The organism is Phormidium sp. FACHB-1136 (assembly GCF_014697375.1).
Classification (GTDB): Bacteria; Cyanobacteriota; Cyanobacteriia; order Phormidesmidales; family Phormidesmidaceae; genus Nodosilinea.
The window spans coordinates 60,063-70,748 of sequence record NZ_JACJRS010000009.1 but is presented as its reverse complement, the minus strand read 5'-3'; the positions used below and the strand labels follow the sequence as shown (position 1 = coordinate 70,748).

The window sequence follows — 10,686 nt, the reverse complement described above, 5'->3', positions numbered from 1 at the left end:
AACATCCTGGGATAGCCGCTCAATCGGTATCCCAGGATGACAGACAAGAGTGATATTGACGGTTCGCGTTGTTGCTTAAACCAAGTCCACGCTGACGGCCCTAAACCGACTGCATCAGCATGGCCCGCAGTTTTTCGCGTTCGATGGGGGAAAGGGTACGGGCAAAGGCTTCGATGTCAGCCTGATTCATGGTGCTGAGTACCTGATGCAGTGCCCCCATGGCCGCAGCAGACTGGGAGGCCGAAGCCACAGGGCTCACGGTGGGCAGGGTTGCGGCTGGGGATACGGAGGACGACCCGTTATCGAGGACACAGTTGCCACCATCACAGTTGAGGTGCAAGTCGTGCCAGGTCATCGTGGGCAGCACCGAACCCCGACGACCATGGAGTTCATGGAGCAGAACGTCGGTTTCCCAGTAGGTGCGGGGAGAGGGGTACTGATCGTCTGTCCAGGCATGGGGCACGGTGAAGCAGCCAAAGTGATGATCATAGTCATCGGAATCTAGCAGGGCGGTGATCACTTCCTTCACCCCTTGACGCATGAGAATATCGCAGTACTCCCGCATTTCATCGCCATCTTTGGGAGCGCGGCCAATAAAGTGCTTAAAGCAGAGTTCAATAAATTTTAGGTTTGAGGAATTGTAGTAAAACTCGTTCAAATAGACTTCAGAGTGCCCCAAAATCCGTAAAAACCGCTTGACGCCGATTTTGTTGCGCAGAAAATCGTCTTCATCTTTGGCCAATACCTTTCGTTCGTAGGCGTAGGGCTGACGCTCTAGCACTTGGGCGTAAATCTGGCGCAGCGCCAGTTGCCGCTCCTCACGGTCAGACTGACGACTTACCGTGATTTCTTTGGGTGTCAATTCATTGATTACGGTCATGGTCAACCTCCCCACAATCAGGGATAACGCCTTAAAATCTTGAGCTATATTTAAGCTTCCCAAGGAGAGCGCGTCCCTAACCATTTCGATGCGTTTCTTAATATTTTTCGTGGTAGAAACTCACAGTTCTTCGCAATAAATCATTATAGCGATACCCACGCATTCCCCGTATTCTTTACTACATCAGCGTTTTGGCGACTCCAGTCCAGATCACCCCCCACCCCAGGCCCAAAACCACCCGAATGATCTGGCCCCTCCCCGGAATGACCGCCCACCCCGCCCAGATCGGTCTACCCTAGGGAGAGCGACGTTTATAGGAGAGGCTTTCCATGCCGCTGATTAAGGTGCAAACCTCTATCCCGTCCCCCGATAAGGCCCAGGTGCAGAGCCTGTTGAAGGATCTCTCCGCTCGGTTAGCCAGCCACTTGGGCAAGCCCGAATCCTACGTGATGACCGCCTTCACCGCCGATGTCCCCATGACCTTTGCGGGCACCACCGACCCCGTCTGCTACATCGAAATTAAGAGCGTCGGCACCATGGGAGCCAAAACCAAGGCCATGAGCCAGGATTTTTGCAGCCAAGTGGAAAGCGTCCTAGGGGTGCCCAAAAATCGCATCTATATCGAATTTGCCGATGCCGCTGGGGCCATGTGGGGCTGGAACGGCGGCACCTTTGGTTAGGTTCAGTAGGGCTACAAAGCCCCCGTAGCCCACCCTAACGGTTAATTTCTAAAAAGGCACATCCTTATCAGGGTGGGAGGGCTGATGGGCAGCGGCTTTGGACGGTTTTGGGCTAGGGCCACCGAGCAAAGCTTCTAGGTCGTCGTCGATATCCACCACCTGCCCATTAAAAAACTGGGCAAAATTCTTCACGGCCCGATCAAAGTCGCTGGCAATTTCCGGTAGGGGTGGCATGGTGGGCATGGCGCTGGCCATCGGGTCTGCCGCCGCAGATGCCATGGGCGAGGCTGGCGAGGTTGAGTCTCCCGTCGTCGGTACGGGAGCAACGGGAGCAACGGGGGCAGACGTTGGGACGGAAGCGGTTGGCTCCGTGGCTTGGGGTGAGTTGACCGAAGGCGCAGGGGCCACATCCGTCGGCGGGTAGGGTGTGTAGGGCGTAGTGGGCGGCTCGGCTACCCCCTGCCCCGATGCCTGGGAAATGTTGGGGGCTGGGGGATCAGGCTTTGGGTCGGGCAGCACCTCCAGGGAAACGACCACTTTTCGATTCAGTACTTTCTGGAAGGCTGCTTCCACATTTTCGACCCTGCCCTGGGCCATCTTAAACAGGGGGCGAGAGCTAATCCCCACCCTGGCCACGGTGCCATCAAAAAAGACCAGACTGCCCTGCTGAAGCATCAGCGCACGGGTGCCCAGGGGTTCTAGCACGGCGATTACCTGCGTCCACAGATGGGGCAAATCGGCATTCGCAACGGTAGCACCCTGGCCATTACTCGGCGGCGGCGGCACCCGATCCGACACGGGTACTGGTGTTGGTTCAGCGGGGTGATTCGCTGGGGGCTGTTCTGACGTGGATGGATCTGGCGGTGGTGCTGGCGTCGGTGGCGGCGTGAATGTCGTCGTCGATGGCGGAGCGCTGGGAGTAACGGGTTTCTCCGATGCGGGGGCCGTTGGTTGAGGGGGCACCACCGGACGAGGGGCTATGCCCATGGCCGGACTTGTCGTAACTTGACTGGCTAGGGTCGAGGGTAATAGTCCTAATAAGGTGACCTCCAGCCAGAGGCGGGGCTGGGTGGTGTTTTTTACCTGGGCCTCGGCACTGCGGAGGTGCTGTTGGCCCATCAATAGGAGTGAGGGTTCAAGACCCTGCACCAGGGTTTGCATTTCCGCCCAAGTGGAAGGGGTGATGGCCACCAAATCCTGGCGACCCGCCGCCGTTTTGGCAATCAGCAAATCGCGGTAGAACCCGGCCAAATTTTGCAGCACAATCAGCGGTTCCCGGCCCCGATCCATCAGCTTGCGGGCCTGGTCTAAAACGGTGCTGCTGTCATCGGTGAGAATGGCCTGCACCAGGGTCAGCAAATCCCGCTCTGGCACCGCCCCCACCAAGTCCCATACCGCATCGGCGGTAACGGGCGGCTCTAGCAAACTGAGCTGATCCAGCAAACTCTGGGCATCCCGCAAGCCCCCCTGGGACACCTGGGCCACCAGCCGCAGGGCTTCGTCGTTAATAGCAATCGCTTCCTGGGTAGCAATCTTCCTCAAGTGAAGAATCATCGGTTCCAGGGGAATGCGCCGATAGTCAAACCGCTGGCAGCGAGAAATAATCGTCGGCAACACCCGCTGGGGATCGGTGGTGGCTAGCACGAAGACGACGTTACTGGGCGGCTCCTCCAAGGTTTTCAACAGGGCATTGAACGCCGCCGTGCTGAGCATGTGGCACTCGTCGATAACGTAAACCTTGTACCGACACTGCACTGGGGCAAACTGGGCGCGTTCGATTAGTTCCCGGATGTTGTCTACCCCGGTGTTGCTGGCGGCGTCGATTTCAATGAAATCTAGGGCCGAACCGTTGGTGATGGAACGGCAGGTTTCACAGGTGCCGCAAGGTTCGGGTGTGGGGTGATCTTGGTGGATACAGTTGAGGGATTTGGCCAAAATCCGGGCGCTGGAGGTTTTGCCCGTACCTCTGGGGCCGCAGAACAGATAGGCCGGAGCAATCCGCCGCTGATTGAGGGCATTGGACAGCGTGGTGGCAATGGCATTTTGGCCCACCAGTTGGTTAAACCGCTGGGGACGATACTTGTGGTGCAGAGGTTCGTAGGCCATAGCACTAAGATACCCTGCCTATTCAACCTTGAGCCACGACGAGGCATTTGGCGTTAGGAATCGGTGTGCCAATGCTCAGGAAAATCGACAATCAGGGTGTCCATATCCGCAATGCTACAGCCAGCGGGTACCGGGCAATCGCGGTTGACCTGGGATCGTTGCATCCGGGCTTGGGCTTGGTTGGCCAACCGCCGCACCTGCTCAACGGCAGCGGAAATTTCCTGTTTTTGACGGGTGGCGGTCGTCTCTTGCTTTTGTAGGGTTTCAGGCGTTGTTTTCACCGCCGTGGTGGTGGTGGTGACAGGCCGAACGGGTGGGGCCATCGGCACCGATGGAGTGGAGGTGCGGGCCCGATGGGGGATGTAGCCTTGAAAGTAGGCAATTGCCAAACGTCGAAACAAAATCTTCAGATGATCCGGCAGGGATTTTTCCACCTGATCGGGCTTTTCCACCAGGTCAACAATTTGTCCCATGGAGTGAGCAATCAGGGTATTGTCTTGGCGAGTGGTGGGATAGGTATCCTTAAGATCAAACCAACAGGCTTCAAAAGCCTCTAGTTCGCGTAGCAACATGGGCTCACCTGAACGGTGGGTTGATATTGAAGCGTGACGAAACAGGTGCACCCTGCCCATGCCTAGATCGGCTTATGCTGGGATAGAAATAGCGTGTTACTTACTAATGTGCCCTAAAACCTGTCGCTATGGCACAGCTTGGGGGTAAAGATTTGATGTGTTGAGGAGTTGTCATAAACCAATGACCATTGTCGAAAAAATTTATACCGATGGCGCATGTTCTGGTAATCCAGGGCCGGGGGGCTGGGGCACGGTGCTCTATTTGGCCGATGGCGGCATCCACGAAATGGGGGGTGGGGCACGCCAAACCACCAACAACCGCATGGAAATGCAAGCTGCCATCGCCGGACTCACCTGGCTGCGCGACCGGGGCCAAACTCAGCCCGTCGCCATCTACACCGACAGCGAATACGTCCTCAAGGGCATCACCCAATGGATTGCCGGATGGAAGCGGCGGGGCTGGGTGAATTCCGCCAAAAAGCCCGTCCTCAATCGTGACCTCTGGGAACAACTGGATCAGGTGACCACTGAAGTTAACAAAACTCTGGATAAACCCCTGCAATGGGTCTATGTGCGAGGGCATTCAGGTAACGTGGGCAACGAACGCTGCGACACCATCGCCCGCGCCTTTGCCGCCAACCGCCCCATCCCCCTCACCACCCTCTAGCGCAATGTTTTGAGGCCAACCTCTAGCCTCTAGTGAAGGATCATACCTTTAGAGACCAGTGCCGCCATCCCACCCTGCCCCCTACCGATGGCCTCCACTTTTAGTTACTCTTTGTAAAGACGCCCCGCCATCCTTCATCGTTGGAGACCCTCCATGCTGCGTTTAGAGCACATCAGCAAAATTTATCCCACCGGGGAAGTTCTCAAGGATGTGAACTGGGAGGTGAAGCCGGGGGATCGCATCGGTCTGGTGGGGGTGAACGGGGCCGGGAAGTCCACCCAGCTCAAGATTATTACTGGCAAGGAAGAACCGACTGCCGGGACGATTGTGCGGGCACCGAGTTTGAAGATTGCCTACCTATCCCAGGAATTTGAGGTAGACCCCAGCCGCACCGTGCGGGAGGAATTTTGGACGGTGTTCCACGAGGCTGACGAGGTGCAATCGAAGCTGCACCACATTCCGGCCCTGATGGAGCAGGCCGATCCCGACGAACTGGATAAGCTAATCCACGAAATGGACAAGCTGCAACGGCGGTTTGAGGCCATGGATGGCTACGGGCTGGAAGCACGGATCGAGAAAATTTTGCCGGAAATGGGTTTTGCGGCGGGGGACGGGGATCGCTACGTCAGCGAATTTAGCGGCGGCTGGCAAATGCGCATGGGCCTGGGCAAAATTTTGCTGCAAGAGCCCGATGTCCTGCTGATGGACGAACCGACGAACCACCTGGATCTCGACACCATCGAGTGGCTGGAGATCTATTTGAAAGGACTCACCACGCCCATGGTGATCGTTTCCCACGACCGGGAGTTTTTGGATCGCCTCTGCACCCAAATTGTGGAAACCGAGCGGGGCGTTTCCACCACCTACCTGGGCAACTACAGCGCCTACCTGCTACAAAAGGAGGAAAACCAAGCCGCCCAGCTCAGCGCCTACGAGCGGCAGCAAAAGGAACTGGCCAAGCAGGAAGCCTTTGTGGAAAAATTCCGAGCCAGCGCCACCCGCAGCACCCAGGCCAAAAGCCGCGAAAAAATGCTGGACAAGGTGGAGCGCATCGAAGCCCCGGAAGGTTCCGTGCGGACGCTGCATTTCCGCTTTCCCCCCGCCCCCCGCAGCGGTCGGGAGGTGGTGATGATCGAAGACATGACCCACACCTACGACGAAAAAATCCTGTTCCTGGGGGCAAACCTGCTGATCGAACGGGGGGATCGGATCGCCTTTTTGGGCCACAACGGAGCCGGGAAATCCACCCTGCTGCGGCTGATTGCCGGACTAGAACCCCCCACCGACGGCAAGGTGACCATGGGGGCGCACAATGTGATTCCCAGCTACTTTGAGCAAAACCAGGCCGAGGCGCTGGATCTCGAAAAGACCGTCCTCGAAACCGTCCACGACGAAGTGCCCGACTGGACAAATGAAGAAGTCCGTACCCTGCTGGGCCGTTTTCTGTTCAGCGGCGACATGGTGTACAAACGGGTGGACGCCCTCAGCGGTGGCGAAAAAGCCCGCCTTGCCCTAGCCAAAATGCTGCTGCGCCCCGCCAACCTGATGATGCTGGACGAGCCCACCAACCACCTCGACATTCCCGCCAAGGAAATGCTGGAGGAAGCCCTGCAACACTACGACGGCACCGTGCTGCTGGTCTCCCATGACCGCTACTTCATCTCCCGCGTGGCCACCAAAATTGTGGAAATCCGCGACGGTGAACTGCGGCTCTATCGCGGCGATTATCACTACTATTTGGACAAAATTGCCGAGGAAGCCGCCGCCGAACAGCAAGCCGCCCTCGAAGCCGAGCGCAAGGCCAAGGCCGACGCCAAGCGCCAAAAACAAAAGGAAAAGCAGCAGGAGAAGCAAACCGCCAAGGCTGGAAAGTCCCATTCCTAGGCGATCCCCGTTGGCCATCCTCCCCGCTCTGGGCCTTGGACTTATAGTCCTGGGCTTCTTCTGTTCGGCTGGCTGACCCAACGTCTAAACGGGCGAGGAGACCTCGCCCCTACGGGGTGGCGGGGTGGAAACGGGGTTGTCTTTTGTCGAAATTGGCCCAGTCCAGCCCAAGGGCTAAACCTCTGCATCCGTAGCCTAGGCGGTGATCCCCGTCCTAGGGGTACCCCATGGCACAGCGGTAAATGCTGGGCGAATTATAAAAATTGACGGTTGTAGAGTAAAATCCCTTTTATAAAACTTTTATAAAGCCCGTTTTAACTGATTTTCCTATCTTTCCAACCCTGCGCCCATGGCCATGCTCCCTGGGTATCGCCCCCTAAAGGCCAGTATCTTTTCCCTGGCTAGGTCAAGGGCTTTCGGGTCTGTTTCAACGCAGAGGATTCGCCGGGGCGTGCGGCCTTAGCCGTTTAGGACAACGCTTTTTTCAGGCGATATCCCCTAAAATGCCAATGCTATGATCGCTGAGACGCTAGTCACAATCACAAGGATTCTCACCCATGAATCAGACGTCTGTGCCGCCGATGGTACTTATTATTCTCGATGGTTGGGGATATCGTGACACCACAGACGGTAACGCCATTGCCACCGCCAAGACGCCTGTGATGGACAGCCTTTGGGCGGCCTACCCCCACACCCTGATTCGCACCTCCGGCAAGGATGTCGGTCTGCCCGATGGGCAAATGGGCAACTCGGAGGTGGGCCATCTCAACATTGGGGCCGGACGCATTGTGCCCCAGGAATTGGTCAGAATTTCCGACGCCGTGGAAGACGGATCGCTGCAAGAAAACGAAGCGCTGCTGAAGATTTGTCAGACCGTGCGCTACCAAAAAAGCAAGCTACACCTGATCGGCCTCTGTTCCGAGGGCGGCGTTCACTCCCATACCAACCATCTCTTTGGCCTGATTGACATGGCCAAGGCCCAGGACATCGATGAAGTGTGTCTCCACATCATTACCGATGGCCGCGACACTAAGCCCACGGAGGGCAAGATCGTCGTCCAAAAGATTCAGGACTACGTGGACCAGGCCGGACTGGGTCGCCTCGTCACCATCAGCGGGCGCTACTATGCCATGGATCGCGACAACCGCTGGGATCGGGTAGAAAAAGCCTACAAGGTGCTGACGGATCCGGGTGAGGGCACGGGCAAAACCGCCGTGGAGACCCTGATCGAGTCCTACAGCCAAGACATCAACGACGAATTTGTAGAACCCACCCGCCTAGCCCCCGGTGCCATCGAGCCAGGGGACGGGGTGATCTTCTTCAACTTCCGGCCCGACCGCGCTCGCCAGATGACCCAGGCTTTGGTAGATCCTAACTTCAGCGCCTTTGAGCGGGATCTCATCACCCCCCTCTCCTTTGTCACCATGACCCAGTACGACCCGGAACTCCCCGTGGACGTGGCCTTCCATCCCCAAAACCTCAACAACATTCTGGGGGAAGTGGTAGCGGCCCACGGTCTGAAGCAGTTCCGCACCGCCGAAACCGAAAAGTACGCCCACGTCACCTACTTTTTCAACGGTGGCCTAGAGGATCCTTTGGAGGGTGAAGATCGGGAACTGGTGTCCAGCCCCATGGTGGCCACCTACGACAAAGCCCCGGCCATGTCTGCCGAACCCGTCACCGATACCGCCATCGCCGCCATCGAAAAGGGCATCTACTCCCTGGTGGTGATCAACTACGCCAACCCCGACATGGTGGGCCACACGGGCAAAATGGAGGCCGCTGTCTCCGCTATCGAAACCGTGGATCGCACCCTGGGCCGACTGATCGACGCCATCGGTAAGGCCGGGGGCACCGCCATCATTATCGCCGACCACGGCAACGCCGAACTGATGTGGGACGAAAACCACAAACCCTGGACGGCCCACACCACCAACCCGGTGCCCTTCATTTTGATTGAGGGAGAAAAGCTGAAGGTGCCCGCCCACGGTGGCGATGTGCAACTGCGGGAAGATGGTCGTCTCTCCGACGTGGCTCCCACCATTCTGCAAATCCTCAATCTGCCCCAGCCCGTCGAAATGACCGGACGATCCATGATCCTCTCCGCCGATGTGGACATTCGCGCCAACCGCACCCCGGTACGGCTGTCGATCTAGGTCGATCCCATCATGGGTAGGGCGGGGGCATGGACGAGGAAACCTCGCCCCTCCGAGTGGGTAAGGGGCATAGGGGTTGGGAGCGTCCGTGTCGGCTGCAAATCAGCTTAGAATAGGAAAGCTGTGCTGGGATGGATCGTTCACCGTTACCCAACCCCAGCCAAGTTTTTTGACCCTGAATCTTGAAAACGGAACGCGCCCATGATCGTCAAAACAATTGTGCAAGTGCTGTGGCTGGTTTCGGCCCTAGGGCTGACGGCCCTGGTCATGCTCCACAGTCCTAAGGGCGATGGCCTCGGTGGACTAGGGGGACAGGCCCAACTTTTTACCAGTACCAAGAGCGCTGAAACCACCCTCAACCGCGTTACCTGGGTGCTGACGGCTCTGTTCATGGGCTTGACCGTCATCCTCAGTGCAGGCTGGCTAGAGGCTCCGGCGGTCTAGGCCGCTAACGCCCATCCGGAGCGAACGGCTGCGTGCCCGCACCGGATGAATCCACCAACCAGGATCCCCTAGTCGGTTGCGGGGGGCGGTGCCGATGGCCCCTCATCCGTGGGCGGTACATCAATCAGGTGAGACTTAGAGCGCTTGAGGTCTTTCCACAGGCGCTTAATTTCGTCGTAGGCTTGCTTGGGCGGGATTTTCCCCCCGGTTTCCAGGTTGCAGATAAACGAAACTCGCTGGGCAAACTCCTGGAGGTTGGCGTTGAAGGCCAAGTGTTGGGGACTAAATTCCCCCCAGTATTTGCTGCGCGGAAACAGAAAATCGTCTCTTGATGGGGGTTGCTGATCGGTCATGGGAGAAGCCATTTAGGGGGCAGGGCGCTGAACGGAGGCAGGGGTGGCCGATGGATGACGGCCCTTCCAGCTAGGGATGCCGCGATGGTGCCCAAAGCACACTGGACTCATGGTTAGCGAGGGCTGGCATCGACGCTGAGGATTGGTATGGTGAACTTGCCTAAATCATAGCGACAATTGCTGGGACGGTCAGATCCCAATTAGCCATCGCTCTAGGGGTGTCTCCTCAATCCTCCACCGCACGCCCCCCGCAACGAAACTTGATGCTTACGGCCTGTGGTTCCCCAGTCGTTTAGATGTTGTTCTAATGAATTAAACCCCCGCCCCACGCCTAGAGGAGTTCCGCTGTCTTCCGCCGTTCCTCTTCGCTGCTCTCTAAGTAGGGCTGAAGGCTGGCTAGAGAGACATGACCACTGATTTCTTGGATCCGTCTAGTTGATTGCCCTTCCCTGAGTAGGTGGGTTAGCGCCCCCCGGCGTGTTGAGTAGGGGCTGTAGCCGATCATCCCCAGCCGCTCAAAGGTTTTCATCAGAAGCCAATAGTATGTGCCATAGGTGAGGTGGCCTGAGTGGCTGTTGGTGGGGAATAACCACCCTTCCCGTGGGGCGTCATAGAGTCGCAGTTCTGAGGCGAGATGCTTGGAGCATGGAACCTCTCTAGTCCGCTTGTCCTTTCGTTTGCGGGCTGGGATGACCAGGGTTCGCCGCGCCTTCCTGCTGACTGGATCGTCGTAGACATCACTCACGGTTAACTGGAGGATGGCTCCCGGTCGTTCGGCGGTGTACCAGCACAGGGCAAAGATCGCTCGATACTTTCCTGTTAACTCTCTTAACACTTTCCCGAACTCTTCTTTTGTGAGCGGCTCCGCCCGTCCGTTTCCGTTGATTTTCATTGAATGAATTCCCCTAAAAACATCAAAAAGATGGGGTATCAAATTCTTTTCT

Annotated in this window: 10 protein-coding genes; 5 read left to right on the top strand and 5 right to left on the bottom strand. The window is 57.3% G+C overall.

The features are described from left to right. Positions 1-100: 100 nt before the first annotated feature. Positions 101-880: a phycobilisome rod-core linker polypeptide gene (locus tag H6G62_RS04720; protein ID WP_190492956.1), complete on the bottom strand. Its 780-nt coding sequence runs from the start codon at positions 878-880 to the stop codon at positions 101-103. A 329-nt stretch (positions 881-1,209) separates the two neighbouring features. Between H6G62_RS04720 and H6G62_RS04715 the strand changes: the two genes are divergently transcribed. Beyond that, positions 1,210-1,560, top strand: coding sequence for a phenylpyruvate tautomerase MIF-related protein (locus tag H6G62_RS04715; protein ID WP_190492955.1), 351 nt, complete (start codon positions 1,210-1,212; stop codon positions 1,558-1,560). Positions 1,561-1,608: 48 nt separating this feature from the next. On the opposite strand, the gene H6G62_RS04710 is transcribed toward H6G62_RS04715, so the two are convergent. Further along, positions 1,609-3,666 carry a DNA polymerase III subunit gamma/tau gene (locus H6G62_RS04710; RefSeq protein ID WP_190492954.1) on the bottom strand — a complete coding sequence of 686 codons (2,058 nt, stop codon included), beginning with the start codon at positions 3,664-3,666 and terminating at the stop codon, positions 1,609-1,611. A gap of 53 nt (positions 3,667-3,719) precedes the next feature. Further along, complete coding sequence (locus tag H6G62_RS04705; RefSeq protein ID WP_190492953.1) at positions 3,720-4,238, bottom strand: hypothetical protein; 519 nt, start codon at positions 4,236-4,238, stop codon at positions 3,720-3,722. A 181-nt stretch (positions 4,239-4,419) separates the two neighbouring features. Here H6G62_RS04705 and rnhA point away from each other — a divergent pair, with 181 nt between their 5' ends. The 4 genes from rnhA (at position 4,420) to secG (ending at position 9,389) form a co-directional block, all read left to right on the top strand. Next, the gene (gene rnhA, locus H6G62_RS04700) at positions 4,420-4,905 is read left to right on the top strand and encodes a ribonuclease HI (protein WP_190492952.1); all 486 of its coding nucleotides are present in this window, start codon (positions 4,420-4,422) and stop codon (positions 4,903-4,905) included. A 153-nt stretch (positions 4,906-5,058) separates the two neighbouring features. Further along, positions 5,059-6,789, top strand: coding sequence for an ABC-F family ATP-binding cassette domain-containing protein (locus tag H6G62_RS04695; protein ID WP_190492951.1), 1,731 nt, complete (start codon positions 5,059-5,061; stop codon positions 6,787-6,789). A 557-nt stretch (positions 6,790-7,346) separates the two neighbouring features. Then, positions 7,347-8,945: a 2,3-bisphosphoglycerate-independent phosphoglycerate mutase gene (gene gpmI, locus H6G62_RS04690; RefSeq protein WP_190492950.1), complete on the top strand. Its 1,599-nt coding sequence runs from the start codon at positions 7,347-7,349 to the stop codon at positions 8,943-8,945. Positions 8,946-9,146: 201 nt separating this feature from the next. Next, positions 9,147-9,389 (top strand): preprotein translocase subunit SecG, encoded by a 243-nt coding sequence (gene secG, locus H6G62_RS04685; RefSeq protein ID WP_190492949.1) that lies wholly within the window; start codon positions 9,147-9,149, stop codon positions 9,387-9,389. Positions 9,390-9,457: 68 nt separating this feature from the next. Here the strand turns inward: secG and H6G62_RS04680 are convergent, their stop codons facing one another. Further along, entirely contained in the window at positions 9,458-9,742 is a 285-nt protein-coding gene (locus H6G62_RS04680; RefSeq protein WP_190492948.1) for a hypothetical protein, read from the bottom strand. Between the two features lie 331 nt (positions 9,743-10,073). After that, the gene (locus tag H6G62_RS04675) at positions 10,074-10,634 is read right to left on the bottom strand and encodes a site-specific integrase (RefSeq protein WP_190492947.1); all 561 of its coding nucleotides are present in this window, start codon (positions 10,632-10,634) and stop codon (positions 10,074-10,076) included. Between the last annotated feature and the right edge of the window lie 52 nt (positions 10,635-10,686).

Excerpts from the sequence above, each read along its gene's own strand:
- H6G62_RS04720 (WP_190492956.1), bottom strand. The coding sequence starts at position 880 with ATGACCGTAATCAATGAATTGACACCCAAAGAAATCACGGTAAGTCGT.
- H6G62_RS04715 (WP_190492955.1), top strand. The coding sequence starts at position 1,210 with ATGCCGCTGATTAAGGTGCAAACCTCTATCCCGTCCCCCGATAAGGCC.
- H6G62_RS04710 (WP_190492954.1), bottom strand. The coding sequence starts at position 3,666 with ATGGCCTACGAACCTCTGCACCACAAGTATCGTCCCCAGCGGTTTAAC.
- H6G62_RS04705 (WP_190492953.1), bottom strand. The coding sequence starts at position 4,238 with ATGTTGCTACGCGAACTAGAGGCTTTTGAAGCCTGTTGGTTTGATCTT.
- rnhA (WP_190492952.1), top strand. The coding sequence starts at position 4,420 with ATGACCATTGTCGAAAAAATTTATACCGATGGCGCATGTTCTGGTAAT.
- H6G62_RS04695 (WP_190492951.1), top strand. The coding sequence starts at position 5,059 with ATGCTGCGTTTAGAGCACATCAGCAAAATTTATCCCACCGGGGAAGTT.
- gpmI (WP_190492950.1), top strand. The coding sequence starts at position 7,347 with ATGAATCAGACGTCTGTGCCGCCGATGGTACTTATTATTCTCGATGGT.
- secG (WP_190492949.1), top strand. The coding sequence starts at position 9,147 with ATGATCGTCAAAACAATTGTGCAAGTGCTGTGGCTGGTTTCGGCCCTA.
- H6G62_RS04680 (WP_190492948.1), bottom strand. The coding sequence starts at position 9,742 with ATGACCGATCAGCAACCCCCATCAAGAGACGATTTTCTGTTTCCGCGC.
- H6G62_RS04675 (WP_190492947.1), bottom strand. The coding sequence starts at position 10,634 with ATGAAAATCAACGGAAACGGACGGGCGGAGCCGCTCACAAAAGAAGAG.